This window comes from Acidiphilium acidophilum (assembly GCF_033842475.1).
Taxonomy (GTDB): domain Bacteria; phylum Pseudomonadota; class Alphaproteobacteria; order Acetobacterales; family Acetobacteraceae; genus Acidiphilium; species Acidiphilium acidophilum.
Genome location: NZ_JAWXYB010000018.1, coordinates 1228827 through 1246178, shown reverse-complemented (window position 1 = coordinate 1246178; position 17352 = coordinate 1228827). Strand labels below are relative to the sequence as shown.

The window sequence follows — 17352 nt, the reverse complement described above, 5'->3', positions numbered from 1 at the left end:
CTTTCGCTTGATTTGCCGTGCGTCGTTCGCTGCGATCGCTCTGTGGATAACTCTGTGAATAAACCTCCGGAACCGACGCACCGCCAGGTGGTGTAACCTGACGTCTGGAAATTCATTTTGGGTTGGGAGTTGGTGCCCTTGCCGGGGCATGCCCCGGCAAGGGCTGTTCATTCTGGTATTCCATGCAGTTGTTCACACCAACATGGAGACCGATGAATGGACGCCAAAAAGGATACGATTATCGAGGCACTTTTGGAACATCTGATCGAAAACGGCGCAGGCGATATCGCCACGGTATTTGCCAGGACCTTCGAACTCGCCATGCAGATCGAGCGCGAACGCTTCCTCCACGCCAGTCACTACGAGCGCAACCCCGATCGTCAGGGTTACGCCAATGGCTACAAGCCCAAGCGGATCGATACCCCGGCCGGGTCGATCACCGTCGATGTCCCCAAAACCGCCGGTCACGTGGGCGAACCCTTCTACCCACAGTCCCTCGAACGCGGCCGACGCTCGGTCCGCGCCGTCATGGTCGCCGTCGCCGAAATGTACATCAAAGGCGTCTCCACCCGCGACGTCGAGGCCGTCATGCGCGAATTCGGCATCGAAAGCCTCTCCTCCGCTCAGGTCAGCCGCGCCAGCAAGCTGCTCGATGACGAACTCGCCGCCTGGCGCACCCGACCCCTCGCCGAGATCCGCTACCTCATCCTCGACGCCAGATATGAAAAAATGCGCGATAATGGCGTCGTCCGCGATGCCGCCGTGCTCTCGGCCATCGGCATCGGACCCGATGAACGCCGCCGTGTCCTCGGCGTCTCGGTCGCCCTTTCCGAGGCCGAAGTCCATTGGCGTGCCTTCCTCGAAAGCCTCCATCAGCGTGGCCTGCGAGGCGTCGAATTCATCGTCTCCGATGACCATGCCGGATTGCACGCCGCACGCCGCGCCGTCTTCGGCGCCGCACACTGGCAACGATGCCAGTTCCACCTCGCCCAAAACGCCATCCACCACGCCCCCAACCACGCCATCCGCAAACGCATCGGCGCAGAACTCCGGACCGTCTGGAACGCAAATTCCCTCGCCGCTGCCCAGATCGCTCTCACAACCCTCGTCAATGCCTATCGCGACACCGCACCAAAGCTCGCCGATTGGCTCGAACGAAATATCCCCGAAGGCCTCACCGTCTTCACACTGCCAGAACCCCACCAGCGCCGGCTTCGCACTTCCAACCCCATGGAACGCGGCATCCAGCAGGAACTCAAACGCCGCACCACCAAAATCAGGGTCTTCCCCAACGAAGCCTCCCTCGAACGCCTCGTCAGCGCCGTCCTCGTCGAAATCGATGAAAAATGGGCCGCCGACACCAAGGGCTACATCAAGTGGGACTACCAGGATGCCTGACCCCCGCTCGCCCTATTTTCCAGACATCAGGTTGCTCAATCCACCGCCAAGGATTTTCACAGCCCTCCAACCGAGGCCGAAACGTCTGGCACGAGTTCATAACATGTTGATTTTGTTTATTTATCGAGTCAGGATTATGGCACGAAGATTACAAACCATAGAGCTACTGACCTGTTTTTGCCTGATATTTACGATAGTGGACAAGTTCAAAACCCTGCATTCCAGACACGGTGTTCAAATATGCCTGTATCCTGTTCGGAACAACAGTGCACGCGCAGCCATGCTGCCTCGTCCGGTCCCGTGAGGTCACCGCCATTGTCCGCCCGCATCACCTGGAGCAAAAGAACACGGCACCTCAATCTGACATCCTCGATCCGCCGCGGGCACGCGCCGGACATCGGACCGGAGTAGTTCAATGGCACTCGACCCGACGTCATCTCAAATGTCCGGTTCATCGGACCCGAACGGCTCACTGGCCATCCACCCTCTGCGACCCTCTGAACGCGACGGTTTTCTCGAATCGCTCGGATCGGCGGCGGCGGCCTTCGTTCGGGCCCAGGGCTTCACGGCAAAACCTCACACGCTCGCGCTGATCCCCGGCCCCGATGGGCTGGCTGGCGCGTTGCTGGGTTTAGGAGACGATCGATCCCCGTATGCCTTCGGCTCGGTGGCCGCGATGCTCCCCGCTGGACAGACGTGGCATCTCGCCGAGGGCAGTTACGAACGAGACGATGCAGCTCTCGGAATCCAGCTCGGCCGTTATCGATTTGGACGATTTCGCTCCACAAACGAGCCCGCCGCCATCATCCACCTGCCCGGCCCCACGCCCCGTGCGGATGCATTGGCTGCTGCCGTTTGCTTCGCCCGCGATCTGATCAATACCCCCGCAAACGTTCTCGGCCCGGCAGAACTGGCCGACGCCGGGGCGGATCTCGCCGCGCGATTCGCTCAGAAATCGATCCGGATCGTCGACGATGCGCTAACCACTGGCTACCCGGCGCTCGCCGCTGTCGGGGCGGGTTCCGCGCGTCCCCCGGCGGTTCTGCGATTCACCTACGGAGATGACCCCTCCCACCCTCTGATATCGCTCTGCGGCAAAGGCGTGTGTTTCGATTCGGGAGGCTACGACATCAAGCCGAGCGCCGGAATGCTGCGGATGAAGAAGGATATGGGAGGGGCCGCGATCGTGCTGGGTGTCGCCCAGGCGATCATGGCTCTGGGTATCCCCGTGCGTCTGGATGTTCGGATCGGATGCGTGGAAAACAGCATTTCCGGTCATGCCATGCGCCCGCTCGACGTGATCCGAACGAGATCCGGCCAGACGATCGAAATCGGCAATACCGATGCCGAAGGACGCATGGTGCTGGCCGACCTCTTGACCGACGCTGCAGACTCCGGGCCGGACTGGCTGATCGATTTCGCAACCCTCACGGGAGCCGCACGGGTCGCCCTCGGTCCCGACCTTCCTGCCCTCTTCAGCAATGACGACACACTCGCTCAAACTCTCCTCGATTCCGGCAGTCGTTCCCACGATCCTCTCTGGCGGCTCCCCTTGTGGGCCGGTTACGATCAATGGCTGTCCAGCCCGGTTGCGGATTCGAATACGGTCGGATCGAAGCCGATGGCGGGTGCGATCGTGGCGGCTCTGTTTCTTCAGCGCTTCATCCCCCCGGCCCGCAAATGGGCTCATGTCGACACGTATGCCTGGAATGATCAAACCCGTCCCGGACGCCCCGACGGTGGCGAAGCCCAGGCGCTCCGCGCTGCGGTGACGGCGATTGAAAGTTTCGCCAACGATGCAACCAGATGAATTGCGCCAAAATCGCGGCAGCCGCGCTTGCAACGGAGTTGCAATGTTTTCATGTTTCGATGGCTTGTAGCACTCCCTCACGTCCCATAACTGTTGCGTAGTCGATCGTTGTTGATGTGCGATGACATCGCGACTTTCGATACACGGCCAAGAAGCTGAAACTTCTTGAAAAATCCCTCGTCAGGTTACCGCCGAGCGATGCTGCCGTTGTCCGTTGAACGATAAGGAGTGCAACCCATGGCAACACAAATGACGTCCGACGATCTGGTCGGCATCTTTCGCGACACGATCGTCGCCCTCGTGCGTCGCGACGGCGTCGATCTTTCAGCGCGGCAGCTTGGGGTGTTTCTCACCTGCTATCTGAACGAGGGTGCCCATACGGTTCGTGGTCTGGCGGGACAGTTGAATGTCTCCAAACCTGCCATCACCCGCGCTCTGGACCGTCTCTCCGACCTCGATCTGGCGCGACGCAAGGTTGATCCAACCGACCGGCGCAGCGTTCTGGTGCAGCGCACGACCAAGGGGTCCGCGTTTCTTCGCGAGATCAGAAACGTGATGGGCGAAATGATTGCGTCGGGGCGGAACTCGACGGAAAATGCCCCGCGCCGTCCTGCCGCGGCGGGCTGACGCCGGTAGCGAAGGAGAGCACGTTGATCACCCGCCGTCTCACGATTTCCACCTTGGCGACAGCCACGGCGCTCGCACTCGCCGGGGCGCAGGGGCGAGCGGCGGTTACCTCCCAACCTGATCAACCGGTTCTCGACCGAGTTCAGTCGTATCTGAACGGGTTGAAAACGATCACGGCGCGCTTCATGCAAGTCGGCCCCGATGGGGGCGTGCGTACCGGCCACGCCATTGTCCAGCGGCCGGGAAAAATGCGCTTTCAATACGACAAGCCAAATCCACAGCTTCTGGTCGCAGGATTCGGGTTGCTGGTGTACCACGACCCCGCGCTCGACCAGACGACCAATATCCCGCTTGGTTCCACACCCCTGGGCATTCTGCTGGATAAGCACATCACCCTGAGCGGCTCCGTCACCGTGACCAAGGTCTCTCAGCCGCCCGGCGAAATTCAGGTGACGCTCATACGAACCGGCAAATCTCAGCAAGGCCACATCACATTGGTATTTTCGACGGACCCGATGGAATTGCGCCAATGGCGGGTAACCGACGCGCAGGGCCAACTGACCCAGGTGAGCTTGTATGATCTTAAAAACGCCCATCCGTTTCCGGACAAGGATTTTGAATACGTAAAAGGGTTTTCGAACTGACGATACCCAGCCTTCAGATCAGTCCCGGGGATACGCATTCCAGCCGCGCATGATCAAAGTGCTGACAAAGGGCACAAAATTTGGGACTAAAGCGCATGGGCGTCAGAACCGCGAAACTGATCGGCATTTCATGTTGCCAGAAATCGTTCGGCGTGTTCGCGATGAAAAACCACGCCGCGTCGGATACCTATGTGCGAGCGGTCGATCAGGTCGTGGGCGCGGTTCCCGTTCTCATCCCGGCGAATGGGCTGCATGCCGATGTTGAAACCCTGCTCGATCGCCTCGACGGCATCATTCTGACCGGAAGCCGAAGCAACGTCGCGGCAGCCTTCTACGGCGGCCCGCCTCAACCGCCCGACGACGCCCCGGAAGATCCCGAGCGTGACCAGGTCACGCTGCCACTGGTGCGAGGGGCAATCGGCCGTGGCTTGCCCGTCCTTGCCATCTGCCGCGGCTTGCAGGAACTCAATGTCGCCCTGGGTGGAACGCTCCACCAGAGGCTTCAGGACATTCCGACCCGTATCGATCATTCGACCCCGATGCAGCCCTTCGGTGCCGTGCGAACCGGCAAGGCCCATCATATCACCGTCAGATCCGGCGGCAGACTCGAACAGATCATCGGTCGCCGCTCTCTGGCGGTCAATTCACTGCATAATCAGGGGATCAACCGGCTGGCCCCCGGATTGCTCGTCGAAGCGCGGGCGATCGATGGCACCATCGAAGCCATCACCGGGACCGGCGGTGGCTACCTGTTGGGTGTGCAGTGGCACCCGGAATATGATTTCGACCACGATGAAGCGTCGCTCCGCATTTTCCAAAGCTTCGCCCACGCTCTCAATTCCGCAAATCAATGGCAATGAGACCCGAAATGTCCGATCTGGTAATCGACCGCCCTGAACCGGCGATGGTCCCCGTTCTGGGGGGCGGGGTTTTTCCCATACGCCGCGTGTTCTGCGTCGGTCGGAATTACGCTGCCCATGCGCGGGAAATGGGCTCGGATCCCGACCGGGAGCCACCGTTTTTTTTCACCAAACCAGCCGACGCCGTCCGGGCATCGCAACAAATCCCGTTTCCTCCCGCGACAAGCTCGCTCCATTTCGAGATGGAACAGGTCATCGCCCTCAAGAGCGGGGGGAGCATGATTTCATCGGCGGCAGCGCTCGATCATGTTTATGGCTACGCGCCGGGAGTCGATCTCACCCGCCGGGATCTACAGGATGAAGCCAAGTCGATGCGCCGCCCCTGGGATATGAGCAAAGGTTTCGATGACTCAGGACCGATCGGCGCGATCGTTCCGGTCAGCCAGTGCGGTCACCCGAAATCGGGGCGGATATCGCTCGATGTCAACGGACGCATCCGCCAGAATGGCAATCTGGCCGATATGATCTGGCCGGTACCGGACATCATCGCGTTCCTGTCCAACCTCGTGGCCCTGAAACCGGGCGATCTCATTTTCACCGGAACGCCGGAGGGGGTCGGTCAGGTGGATCGCGGCGATACGATTACCGGATCGATCGAAGGCGTGGGCAGTCTGACATTTCAACTGGTATGACATCGCGCCTCACCATCGCGACCTGGAACATAAATTCCGTCCGTCTCCGCCAGGATCTGTTGAAAAATCTGGTGCAGGAAGCGGCCCCCGATATCATCTGCCTGCAGGAAACCAAGGCTCCCGATCCTCTGTTTCCAGTCGATCTCGGTGCCCGCCTTGGGCTCCCGCACGTGCTCACCCGGGGCATGAAAGGGTATAACGGCGTTGCCATCCTTTCGAGAATGCCGCTCCGGCTGATCGAGGCAAGCCCTGACTGGTGCGGCAAGTCCGATTGTCGTCATATCGCCGCAGAGGTCGAAACATATGGCGCGCCGCTGACGATACAGAATTTCTATGTCCCTGCCGGTGGCGACATCCCCGATCGCGAACTCAACATAAAATACGGGCACAAACTCGATTTCATCGCCGAGGCTGAAGCGCATTTCAAATCGTTCCCGCCCCACCGGACGATCCTGGTCGGCGATCTGAACATCGCACCTCTGGAGCACGACGTCTGGAGTCACAAACAACTGCTCGGTGTCGTCAGCCACACACCGCCGGAAGTCGCCGGGCTGAACGCGTGGCAGGCAGCCGGATTTATCGACGCCATGCGATTTTTCGTGCCGGACGACCAGAAGCTTTACACATGGTGGTCATACCGCAACCGGGACTGGCGGACATCGAACCGGGGACGAAGACTTGACCATATCTGGGTCTCGAAAGATCTGCAGACGTCTCTCGCTGGACTCCGCGTCCTGACCGACGCTCGTGATTGGCCACGCGGGTCGGACCATGTTCCGGTCCTGCTCACGTTCGAAATCGACGAGTAACCTCCCGCTTCAGGGTCCGCTTCGCCCTCGCCATATCGCGCCCAAGGGCAATCAATCCAGAAATCTGAAGTGGATTGCGCGCCAGACTTCGAATGATCCGGCCCATCGCAATCCGACCGTCCTCATCGAGCGCCACGAGGCTCGCATCCGGCAACTCACGGTGCGCAGGATCGACGACAGCCCTTAACACCGCGAAGCCGATTGCATGCCGCACGGCGACCCGCGCAACCCCGACCGATTCGAGATCGACCGCCGCAGCTCCGCTTCCGGCATAAAGATCGGCCTTCGCCATACGGCTCGCAACGACCGCCGGGGCTCCGGTCAAACGTTGGACCGTGGCTCCGCCCAACATCGCAACAAGGCCAGGATCGCACCGAAAAACCTCGGAACCATCCACCACATCCTGCGGCACGATCAAATCGCCCGCCCGGCACGATGGCGCCAGACCGCCGGCAAGCCCGAAACTGATCAGGACATCGGCCCCACGATCCACCAGATGTTCCGCAGCCGCAGTAACCCCCGCCACCGTCCCCCCGGACGTCGCGACCAAGGCATCAACGCCCGACAACAGGCGCGCTTCGGCGACCAGTCCGGTCACAAAGCCGATCTTCACGTCGCTCAGCGCGGGCTGAGCACCATGACCATCTGCCGGTTCTCCATCTTGGGCATCTGCTCGACCTTGGTTTCGGTTTCCATATCGATCTTGATGCGTTCCAGAACTTTGACGCCAAGCTCCTGATGCGCCATTTCCCGACCGCGGAATCGCAACGTCACCTTGACCTTGTCGCCTTCCTCGATGAACGACTTCATCGCCCGAAGTTTCACCTGATAATCGTTTTCATCGATATTTGGGCGGACCTTGATCTCCTTGATCTCGATCACTTTCTGCTTCTTGCGGGCTTCGTTCTTTTTCTTCTGCTGCTCATATTTGAACTTGCCATAATCGAGCAGCTTGCAAACCGGCGGATCGGCATTCGGGCTGATCTCGACCAGATCGAGTCCAACCTCCGTCGCACGACGCTGTGCTTCTCTCGTGGTCAGCACACCCATCATCTCGCCGTCCTGGTCGATCAAACGAACCTGGGGCACCCTGATATCTTCGTTGACACGCGGACCTTCACGGCTGGGCGGGGTCGGCGGTGCGGGTAGTCTGGCTATATCGCTCTCCTGTCGTCGTTTCGAAGCAAGTTTAGTCTTACGTGGCTCTATACGATATCGGCCCCGGCACGCAACCGAACAAGTCGGGCTTTGCTCATTGCTGGCCAGCAAAAGGATCGAGGGGATAGGCCACGCTCATCAAGGTCAGTCCATCCGGCGGCGCGGTGGGACCGGCAGCCGCCCGGTCGCGGGCCGCCAGAACGGCGGCAATCCGCTCCACCGGCCATTTTTCCTCGCCGACCAGCTTGAGCGATCCCACGATATTCCTGACCTGATGGTGAAGAAAGCTGCGCGCCCCAACCCTGATCTCGATCCGATCACCCCGCCGCCCGATGTCGAGACGATCCAGCGTCCGAACCGGCGACCGCGCCTGGCACGCGGTTGCGCGAAAGCTCGTGAAGTCGTGGCGACCCAGCAAAGCGATCGCAGCGAGTTGCATCCGCTCGGCATCCAGCGGCCGCCTGACATGCCAGACAAACCCGGCATCGAGCGCCGGTCGCGCCGCCCGGTTGAGAATGACGTAACGATACTCCCGTGCGACCGCCGAAAATCGCGCACTCCACGACTCGTCCGAAATCACACCAGCCGCGACCACCGTGACGGCATGAGGCCGCATATGAAAATTCAGCGCATCCCTGACCGTTCGCGTCGTGAGCCCGTCTGGAAACTCGGCTTGCACCACCTGCCCCTCGGCATGAACGCCAGCGTCGGTCCGGCCCGCCGCAACCGTCACCGGCGGCGCACCTCCGCACAGATGCGCGCCCGCCTGCTCGACGACCTGCTGCACCGAAACCCCGTTCGACTGCCGCTGCCATCCCACGAAGCCGCGACCGTCATACTCAAGTTTCAACGCAAACCGGGTCAACCCAGCAGCGTCCCGGGCGGGATTGCATGACCGCGCAGGAAATCATCGGCCGACATCGGCCGCCCCCCTGCCCGTTTCACCGCCGTCACTCGCAGCGCCCCGGCACCGCAAGCAACGGTCAACCGATGATCGAGCACGGTACCGGGTTTCCCCTGCCCTTCCCCCACGACGGCCGAAAGTATCTTGAGCGGTTCGCCGTCGAGCCGCGTCTCGGTTCCCGGCCAGGGCGTAAGACCACGGACACGCCGATCGATCGCGGCCACCGGCAAGGTCCAGTCGATCTCCGCATCGGCACGGCTCAGTTTGGGCGCATAGCTCCCTGCCCCCTGCTGGGCAACCGGTACATAATCGCCGTCAATAACCTGAACGACCAGCCGCGCCCCCATCGCCGCCAGACGGTCATGCAAGGTCGCTGCCGTGTCGTCCGGTGCGATCGGCGTGGCTTCGGTGAGCAGAATGGCCCCGGTATCCAGCCCGGCATCCATCTGCATGATGGTCACGCCGGTGCAGGCATCCCCCGCGAGGATCGCGGCCTGGATCGGCGCAGCCCCCCGCCAGCGCGGCAGCAGGCTCGCATGAATATTGAGGCACCCACGCCGTGGCACCGCCAGCACCGCCTCGGGAAGAATGAGCCCGTAAGCCACGACCACGCAACATTCAGCATCGAGCCCGCGGAGATACTCGATTTCCCCGGCATTATTCCGCAAACTCCTCGGCGTTCGTACCTCGATGCCCAATTCATCGGCGGCCTCGTGCACAGCGCATTTTCTGACACGCAGCCCACGCCCGACCGGCTTGGGCGACTGGCAATACACGGCGGCGATCTCGTGCCCAGCCGCGCGCAATCCCCGCAACGCCGGCAAGGCAAAGCCCGGCGACCCCATGAAAACGAGCCTCATCCGCGGCTCGGACGGTCTTGGCCATCCTGTTTCTCGCGCAGATCCTTCGCGAGCTTTCGCAAAACGATGTTCCGCTTCAACGCGGATAAATGATCGACGAACAGAATGCCGTCCAGGTGATCGATCTCATGCTGAATGCAGGCCGCCAGCAACCCCTCCGCCTCGACGGTCCTGCGCTTGCCGTCCTGATCCTCGAAAGCCACCGCCACTTCAGCCGGGCGCGATACTTCCGCATATTGTCCCGGCAGCGACAGGCAGCCTTCCTCGCGGGCCTCCAGCCTCTGGCTCGCCCTGACGATCTCGGGATTGATCAGGATCATTGGCGCCGAAACCCCATCGGTCGCCAGATCGAGCACGACCACGCGCAACGATACCCCGATCTGGGGTCCGGCAAGCCCGATTCCCGGCGCCTTGTACATGGTCCGGAACATGCGCGGGACCAGATCGGCAATCTCCGCACGATCCGCCTCGGTCACCCGGCGTGCCTTCATGCGAAGACGCTTGTCGGGGACGATCAGTATCTCCGGAGTATCGTCAGCCACGGTCTCGCCCTCTCGATCATGAGCGCGATTTACCCCTGCTATGCGCACCGATCAATCGCTGCTTGCAAAATCTGCCGAATATGCCCAATTCAGGTTCACCGGAGTGCCTGTCGGGCTCCGTCTGTCTCGCTCGAAAGGAGGAGGCCATGACCACGAGAGTGTTTACATCCCCATTATTCCTGGGGTTCGACCATCTGGAGCAGATCATCGAACGCGCCGCCAAAACGTCGTCGGACGGTTATCCCCCCTACAATATCGAGCAACTGAGCACGACCAGCCTGCGGATTACGATTGCAGTCGCCGGCTTTATCATGGATGATCTTCAGATCACTCAGGAAGATAATCAGTTGGTCATACGAGGCCGCCAGAACGATGATACCCAGGGCCGGATTTTCCTGCATCGCGGCATTGCCGCGCGGCAGTTCCAACGGGCATTCGTCCTGGCCGAAGGGATCGACGTGAAAGGTGCCTGGCTCGATAACGGCTTGCTGCACATCGATCTGATCCGCCCTCTGCCGGAGGCCCGGATCAAGACGATAGCGATCGAAAAAGGTGCCCACACCCCGTCCGGTTTCGCAACGCCGCGATCTTTTGATGCGGAATTGCCGAAACGGAACAGCCATCAACACGTTCGTGAAAAGGAGTAGGTGCAATGAACGTCAAAACCCATGACGGCTCGACCGACGCCTTCCCCCTTCGCGCTTTCTTCGATCCACATAACATGACTGAAGCACAACTCGCGGAACTCGGTCTCGAACAGATCGCCTATGTCCGTCCGATCATGACCCCGAACGGGCCCGCCTATGGCGTTTTCTCAGCCAACGGCACACCGATGGCCATCGCGACCGACGGCAATCTCGCTCGGGCCGCCATCGTTCAAAACGAGATGGCCCCCGTTTCGGTCCACTGAACCTCAACGCCTCATGAAGCCGGGCTGTCCTAACCGCGACAGCCCGGTTTTCATGCCAATTCGGCCAGCAACGAAAGCTGCGCCTCGCGCGGCTCGGCATGGTCGGTGAGCGTGATCGGATAATCGCCGCTGAAACACGCATCGCAGAAAGCCGGCACCTTCGCATCACGTCCCGGCTGACCCAGCGCGCGGTACAGCCCATCCATCGAAATGAAGGCGAGACTATCGACGCCGATGAGTTTCGCCATTTCCGCCACACTGTTACGCGCGGCCAGCAATTTGCCCCGTTCCGGCGTATCGATACCGTAAAAACACGAATGCGTGGTCGGAGGCGACGATATCCGCATATGCACTTCACGCGCGCCAGCACTACGAACCATCTCGACGATTTTTTTCGATGTGGTTCCCCGGACGATCGAGTCATCGACGAGAATGACCCGCCGCCCCTCAAGGATCGCCCGGTTCGCGGAATGCTTCAATCGAACGCCAAGATGACGGATCTGGTCGGTCGGCTCGATGAACGTGCGCCCGACATAGTGATTTCGAATGATCCCGAGTTCGAATGGAATCCCGCTCTGCTCGGCAAATCCCATGGCAGCCGGAACCCCGGAATCAGGGACCGGCACGATCAGATCGGCATCGACCGGTGATTCCTGGGCAAGCTCACGCCCGATCCGCTTCCGCGCCGCATACACGGAATGGCCTTCCAGAACCGAATCGGGTCGCGCAAAATAGATATATTCGAACACGCAAAAGCGCGGTTTCTGCTGCGCGAAGGGCTTGAGACTGCGGACACCATTGCGATCGATGGCCACAATTTCGCCCGGCTCGATATCGCGAACGAACTCGGCGCCGACCATTTCAAGCGCGCAACTCTCGGACGCCAGAACCCAACCCGGATTGAGGGGATCGGCCCCATTGGTCTGGCCCAAGATCAAAGGCCGAACCCCAAGAGGATCGCGCACCCCGATCAACATGTCGTTGGTCAACGCAACGAGGGAATACGCGCCGGTGACCTGCTTGAGCGCGTCGATCAGGCGATCGAGTACGGTGGCATAAAGGCTGATCGCGATCAGATGAACGAAAACTTCCGAGTCGGTGGTCGACTGAAACAGACATCCACGCCGGATCAAGGCCCGTTTGAGCGTATGGGCATTGGTGAGATTGCCGTTATGGCCGACCGCAAACCCGCCGAATTCGAATTCGGCGAAAAGGGGCTGCACATTCCGTATCAGCGTCCCCCCGGTCGTCGCGTACCTGTTATGGCCGACCGCCCTGGTGCCGGGCAGACCCGCCATCACCTTGGTGTCGCCGTAATTATCGCCGACCAGCCCGATCCCCTTGTGGGCATGAAAGCGAACACCGTCATGTGTGACGATGCCGGTGGCTTCCTGGCCGCGATGCTGGAGCGCGTGGAGCCCGAGGGCGGTTATCGCGGCGGCGTCGGTGACATTCCAGACCCCGATAACACCGCATTCCTCGTGGAATTTATCATCGTCGAACCCACCGGGCGCGCTTGAAGCCTCAGCCGCACTCAAAGGCTGGTTCACGGTCCTGCATCCTTTACGACTTGATACTGTCATCTAATCGCCTGACCCCGTCATGTCGAGCGCTCAAACACATGGCTGCCTATATCACTGGCTGGCCGATCCCGGCGGCGAGCCGGATGCCGGCGCCGACGAAGGCGCCTCTCCCTTATCCGTCCCGGCGGTGGTGGCCTCGATCCGATGGTCCGCGCCAATCTTGTCGATATGGGGCTGATACGCCGCCGGCAGCAGCCCGACGATGAATTTCGACCCGCTCTCGGCATAGGGCAGGAATTTCGCATCGGTGATCCCTGCCGGCCACTCCGGTGGCTGAAGAAAAATCGACAAGCCGATATAGAGCAGACAAACGATCACCACGCCGCGCACAAGACCGAATGCAAGTCCCAGCGTGCGATCGATCCCCGACAGGGCGGAATCCCGCACCATCGATCCCAGCCATGTGCTGAGAATCGACAGCACGACGAGCACGACGATGAACACGAGACCGATCGAAAGCGGCAGGATCAGTTTCGGCTGATGCACGAAACCGGCAAGCTGCGTCTCCACCGCGGGATAAAACTCGAATGCCGCGAGTCCGGCGCCGATCCAGGCCCCGATCCCGAGAACTTCCCGCACCAGACCACGCGCCAGAGCGAGCAGCCCGGACAACACGACGATCCCGAGCGCAACCCCGTCAACCCACGTCATGACTCCAGTCCCCCATCCGATGACGATTTGCCGACGAGCGCGACGAGGTCGCTCAAATGGCCGAATTCGCTGAGCATGATCCCATCCGGCGACGCCGCCCGCCGCGCGCCGCCCGCCACACGCCGTGGCAAGGTCGCACGCTCAAAACCCAGTTTTGCGGCTTCCTTGAGGCGAAGATCGGTTTGCGCCACCTGCCGCAATTCACCGGACAGGCCGATTTCACCAAAAAATACACATTCCGGATCGGTCGGGACCCCGGTTGCCGCCGAAATCAGCGCCGCGGCAACGGCCAGATCGGCGGCAGGTTCCGAAACTCTCAGCCCCCCCGCGATATTGAGGTACACGTCATGCGCGGACAGTTTCACGCCACAACGGGAATCGAGAACCGCGAGCAACATCGAAAGCCGTCCCGCATCCCACCCGATCACCGAACGCCGCGCCGTCCCACCAGGATTCGAAGCCAGCAATGCCTGAACTTCCATCAATACCGGCCGCGAGCCCTCAAGCCCTGCGAATACCGCGCTGCCCGCGACATGCCCGTGCCGTTCCGCCAGAAACAAGGCGGAGGGATTGGCCACCTCAGCCAGGCCGCGCCCGGTCATTTCGAACACGCCGATCTCATCCGTCGCGCCGTAACGATTTTTCGTACCCCGCAAAATCCGGAACTGATGGCCGCGGTCGCCTTCGAAATGCAGCACCACATCGACCATATGTTCCATCACCCGCGGGCCCGCCAACGCGCCTTCCTTGGTCACATGGCCCACCAGCATCAACGCGAACCCCTGTGTCTTGGCCGCGCGGATCAGCGCAAACGCATTGGCCCGCACCTGCGTGACCGTCCCCGGTGCGGAATCGATGGTCTCATCCCAGATCGTCTGGATACTGTCGATCACCACAACGCGCGCCTGCTTTTCAGCGGAGAGTGCCGCGAGAATATCCGCAAGCACCGTCGCGGCGGCAAGATGAACCGGCGCTCCCCGCAATCCGAGCCGATCGGCCCGGAGCCGGATCTGCGCGACTGATTCTTCACCCGAAATATACAGAACGCGGCTGCCCGATCCGGCAAGGCGCGCCGCAGCCTGCAGCAGCAAGGTCGATTTTCCGATGCCCGGGTCGCCACCCACCAGAATTGCGGATGCCGGCACCATCCCCCCGCCCAGCACCCGGTCGAATTCCGCAATCCCGGTTGGAACCCGCGCGGGCAACGGCGTCTCCCCATCGAGCCCGACGAAATCGACACCACGTATGCCCGCCCGCACCGCCCGACGATCGTTCTGACCCGGCGAGGGCGTCTCGGGTTCGAGCGTGTTCCATTCCCCGCATGCCTCACAGCGGCCGGCCCATTTCGGAACGACATTGCCACAGGCGGTACACACAAACACGGTTGCAGGTTTCGCCATCACCCCATCATCCGCTGATACGTACCCATGGGCGGCGCAACCCTGCCTGTCCCCGCCCCCGGTGTCATGGCTCCGGTCAGGACGACCGCCAGCCGAAATGCCGGAACAGGAAAGCCCGCAAAGCCAGGAGGCTCGCTGCCGACACATCGACCGGTGCCACCGCTGTCGCCGCAGCCCCGGCGGCGGTGAGTTCGATCGCGCTCGCCGCCGCAGCCGCCCGCAATGAAGGTGTCCCGATCGCTTCCGTGGCGGCCTGACGCCACAGAGCGACCGTCCCCGGCGTCGTCAGGTGAGGTAGAACCATCACGAAGTCGATCCGGCTTGCCGCGGCCACCGCCTGATAGGCAGCCTCAAGCGGCGGCGCCAGCGGCGGATTCCGTCGCTCGATCGCCAAAGCATGAAGGGTCGGCGCGTCGGCATCTATCCGATCCGAACGGCGTTGATCGGGTCCATCGACCAGGCCGAGCGTCGCGATCGCAATGCCTCCCCCCGCTGCCAGCGGCGCCAGATCGGCGGGAATATCTTCACCGCTCAGCAACACGGCATCGACGGCACCATCGGCAAACGCCCGCGCGACGAGACTTGCGCCCCGCAGGCCGAAAATCGGCGAGGTCGCGACACCAAGACGGTGAAATGCCAGTATCGCGGCAAGATCGACGGCTTCAGGCGACGCCGCGGCCAGCTTGATCGGCGCCGGATCAGCCAGCCGCCGCATCCCCCCGCGCACGACCAGAACCGGCGCGCTCAACCCCGCCATCACCGGTATCCAGTCCCCCGGCTGGAAATGGACCCGCGGATCACCGGCGAGAAATGCAATGAGCGCCTCGCCCGGCATCATCGCCGCCGTCCGCCCGTCAGGAACCACCAGCGTCTGGAGCCGATTGGCCCCGGTCACGCCATCCTGCCCGCCGACGGTACGAAGCACGATCGGCGTCTGCGATGCCAGCGTCCCCGATAACCCCTGGGCCACCGCGCGCCCCCACCGGTCGATCCGCCCGCCATGGGGACCGCACAGCATCATGTTATATCCGGCAACCGATGCCCCCGGCGACTCTGCGATCACCATGGGTGACGCCGCCCGCCCGGTGCGTAACATCAATGCGCCGGCCCCGGCGGCTCCCAGCAATGCGCGGCGGCGCATCATGCCGCGCATCGTCGGTCTTTATTGATCGTACTGAACAAGCGCTTCAAACGGTACGTCCAATCGTCCCCGTCCCTGGAGAAAGGTCAGTTCAATCAAAGCGATCGCCGCGACAACATCCGCCTGCGCGTGTTTCAACAGCGAAATACCGGCGCTCATCGTGCCACCGGTCGCGAGCAGATCATCGACCACCACCACCCGTTGCCCCGGCTTTACCGCGTCCGCCTGAATCTCGATACGGTCCGTTCCATACTCAAGATCGTAATCGAGGCCGATGGTCGCACCCGGGAGCTTGCCGCGTTTCCGCAACATCACGAACCCGCAACCGAGTTTCAGCGCAAGGGGAGCAGCCAGCAGAAACCCCCGGCTTTCAACCCCGGCCAGAACGTCCGGCTGATACGCGCGGACCACGCTGGCGAGCCGGCCCATCGCCACCTGCCACGCATCGGCGTTGCGCAGCAATGTCGAAATGTCATAAAAAAGGATTCCCGGCTTGGGGAAATCGGGCACGCCCCGAATGTGATCTTTCAGATTCATCGCGCCCCTATAGCCGAGGGCGCGCAACCCGCAAACCATAAGCACGGCGCCTGCCCGATACCGTGACCAGAACCCGTCTCGTCACGATGCTCCGCTTCGGGTAATATTGGGGCTCGTCTATCATCAAACCGAGTCGCGATCCGTACCGGACCATGTCAGCGTCGCGAACCGGCAAACATCTTGCTTTGGGGTACTGCCAATGGATCGTCGGACTCTCCTCGCGCTTGCCGGCAGCTTCGGTGCCGCAGCCGGTCTCGTCAGCCCCCGCCTCGCGCTGGCAGCGGCCGAGGCCGATACCCCGTTTTCCCGCCGCAGCCTCGGCAAATCCTCCGCCCCCGTCACCGTCTATGAATATTTCTCGATGAACTGCCCGCATTGCGCGGAATTCGGGCTCAAGGTTCTGCCCAAAGTCATCAAAAACCTCGTGGACACCGGAAAAGTTTTCTACATCTTCAAAGACTTCCCCCTCAACGAAGACGCGGTCATGGCCGCCCAGGTGGCACGGAGCCTGCCCGCCCGCCAATATTTCGATTTCATATCGGAGCTGTTCCGCACCCAGGAACAATGGGCCTACGATCCCAAACTCAAGACCAAACAGGACTACGCCAACGCCCTGTTCCGCTACGCAGCCCTCGCCGGCATGGACCGCAGCACGTTCGATGCCGCACTCGCCAACAAAAAGCTGGAATCCTTCATTCTCAACGAGTTGAAAATCGGTGAGCAGCAATATCATATCGATGCGACACCGAGCTTCGTCATCAATGGCCGCAAGCGGGAAGGTGCGGTCGACTACAAGCAGTTCGCCCGCTGGATCGACGAGGCCTGA

At 61.5% G+C, this 17352-nt stretch carries 20 protein-coding genes; 10 read left to right on the top strand and 10 right to left on the bottom strand.

Features of this window, described 5'->3' with window-relative positions; genetic code table 11:
• The first annotated feature begins 216 nt into the window (after positions 1-216).
• The 7 genes from SIL87_RS08655 to SIL87_RS08625 all read left to right on the top strand — a co-directional run bounded on the left by SIL87_RS08655 (position 217) and on the right by SIL87_RS08625 (position 6840).
• On the top strand, positions 217-1398 hold the full coding sequence (locus SIL87_RS08655; RefSeq protein WP_319612316.1) for an IS256 family transposase: 1182 nt from the start codon (positions 217-219) through the stop codon (positions 1396-1398).
• Between the two features lie 415 nt (positions 1399-1813).
• Entirely contained in the window at positions 1814-3208 is a 1395-nt protein-coding gene (locus SIL87_RS08650) for a leucyl aminopeptidase family protein (protein WP_319613771.1), read from the top strand.
• A gap of 237 nt (positions 3209-3445) precedes the next feature.
• Positions 3446-3835, top strand: coding sequence for a MarR family transcriptional regulator (locus SIL87_RS08645; protein ID WP_319613770.1), 390 nt, complete (start codon positions 3446-3448; stop codon positions 3833-3835).
• A gap of 23 nt (positions 3836-3858) precedes the next feature.
• Positions 3859-4479: a LolA family protein gene (locus SIL87_RS08640; protein ID WP_319613769.1), complete on the top strand. Its 621-nt coding sequence runs from the start codon at positions 3859-3861 to the stop codon at positions 4477-4479.
• A 95-nt stretch (positions 4480-4574) separates the two neighbouring features.
• Positions 4575-5339, top strand: a complete 765-nt coding sequence (locus SIL87_RS08635; protein WP_319613768.1) for a gamma-glutamyl-gamma-aminobutyrate hydrolase family protein — start codon at positions 4575-4577, stop codon at positions 5337-5339.
• A gap of 8 nt (positions 5340-5347) precedes the next feature.
• Positions 5348-6031, top strand: coding sequence for a fumarylacetoacetate hydrolase family protein (locus SIL87_RS08630; RefSeq protein ID WP_319613767.1), 684 nt, complete (start codon positions 5348-5350; stop codon positions 6029-6031).
• On the top strand, positions 6028-6840 hold the full coding sequence (locus tag SIL87_RS08625) for an exodeoxyribonuclease III (protein ID WP_319613766.1): 813 nt from the start codon (positions 6028-6030) through the stop codon (positions 6838-6840). The genes SIL87_RS08630 and SIL87_RS08625 overlap by 4 nt, the downstream gene beginning before the upstream one ends.
• On the opposite strand, the gene SIL87_RS08620 is transcribed toward SIL87_RS08625, so the two are convergent.
• The 5 genes from SIL87_RS08620 to def form a co-directional block, all read right to left on the bottom strand.
• A complete protein-coding gene (locus tag SIL87_RS08620; protein ID WP_319613765.1) occupies positions 6818-7453 on the bottom strand; it encodes a phosphorylase family protein in 636 nt (211 codons plus the stop codon). The genes SIL87_RS08625 and SIL87_RS08620 overlap by 23 nt on opposite strands.
• 5 nt (positions 7454-7458) lie before the next feature.
• Positions 7459-7998 carry a translation initiation factor IF-3 gene (gene infC / locus SIL87_RS08615; RefSeq protein ID WP_319615940.1) on the bottom strand — a complete coding sequence of 180 codons (540 nt, stop codon included), beginning with the start codon at positions 7996-7998 and terminating at the stop codon, positions 7459-7461.
• Between the two features lie 94 nt (positions 7999-8092).
• Complete coding sequence (gene truA / locus SIL87_RS08610) at positions 8093-8863, bottom strand: tRNA pseudouridine(38-40) synthase TruA (RefSeq protein ID WP_319613764.1); 771 nt, start codon at positions 8861-8863, stop codon at positions 8093-8095.
• Complete coding sequence (gene fmt / locus SIL87_RS08605; RefSeq protein WP_319613763.1) at positions 8860-9762, bottom strand: methionyl-tRNA formyltransferase; 903 nt, start codon at positions 9760-9762, stop codon at positions 8860-8862. Before fmt ends, truA begins: the two co-directional genes overlap by 4 nt.
• A complete protein-coding gene (gene def / locus SIL87_RS08600) occupies positions 9759-10304 on the bottom strand; it encodes a peptide deformylase (protein WP_319613762.1) in 546 nt (181 codons plus the stop codon). Before def ends, fmt begins: the two co-directional genes overlap by 4 nt.
• A gap of 146 nt (positions 10305-10450) precedes the next feature.
• Between def and SIL87_RS08595 the strand changes: the two genes are divergently transcribed.
• On the top strand, positions 10451-10951 hold the full coding sequence (locus SIL87_RS08595) for an Hsp20 family protein (RefSeq protein WP_319613761.1): 501 nt from the start codon (positions 10451-10453) through the stop codon (positions 10949-10951).
• 5 nt (positions 10952-10956) lie between these two features.
• Positions 10957-11214: a DUF1150 family protein gene (locus SIL87_RS08590; protein WP_319613760.1), complete on the top strand. Its 258-nt coding sequence runs from the start codon at positions 10957-10959 to the stop codon at positions 11212-11214.
• Positions 11215-11264: 50 nt separating this feature from the next.
• Here SIL87_RS08590 and purF read toward each other — a convergent pair whose 3' ends face one another.
• The 5 genes from purF to SIL87_RS08565 form a co-directional block, all read right to left on the bottom strand.
• Positions 11265-12764 (bottom strand): amidophosphoribosyltransferase, encoded by a 1500-nt coding sequence (purF, locus tag SIL87_RS08585; RefSeq protein ID WP_319613759.1) that lies wholly within the window; start codon positions 12762-12764, stop codon positions 11265-11267.
• An 84-nt stretch (positions 12765-12848) separates the two neighbouring features.
• Positions 12849-13448, bottom strand: coding sequence for a CvpA family protein (locus SIL87_RS08580; protein WP_319613758.1), 600 nt, complete (start codon positions 13446-13448; stop codon positions 12849-12851).
• Positions 13445-14848 carry a DNA repair protein RadA gene (gene radA / locus SIL87_RS08575; protein WP_405055221.1) on the bottom strand — a complete coding sequence of 468 codons (1404 nt, stop codon included), beginning with the start codon at positions 14846-14848 and terminating at the stop codon, positions 13445-13447. Before radA ends, SIL87_RS08580 begins: the two co-directional genes overlap by 4 nt.
• A gap of 76 nt (positions 14849-14924) precedes the next feature.
• Positions 14925-15992 carry a hypothetical protein gene (locus tag SIL87_RS08570; RefSeq protein ID WP_319613756.1) on the bottom strand — a complete coding sequence of 356 codons (1068 nt, stop codon included), beginning with the start codon at positions 15990-15992 and terminating at the stop codon, positions 14925-14927.
• 18 nt (positions 15993-16010) lie between these two features.
• Positions 16011-16526, bottom strand: a complete 516-nt coding sequence (locus tag SIL87_RS08565) for an adenine phosphoribosyltransferase (protein ID WP_319615939.1) — start codon at positions 16524-16526, stop codon at positions 16011-16013.
• Positions 16527-16725: 199 nt separating this feature from the next.
• Here SIL87_RS08565 and SIL87_RS08560 point away from each other — a divergent pair, with 199 nt between their 5' ends.
• Positions 16726-17352, top strand: a complete 627-nt coding sequence (locus tag SIL87_RS08560; RefSeq protein ID WP_319613755.1) for a DsbA family protein — start codon at positions 16726-16728, stop codon at positions 17350-17352.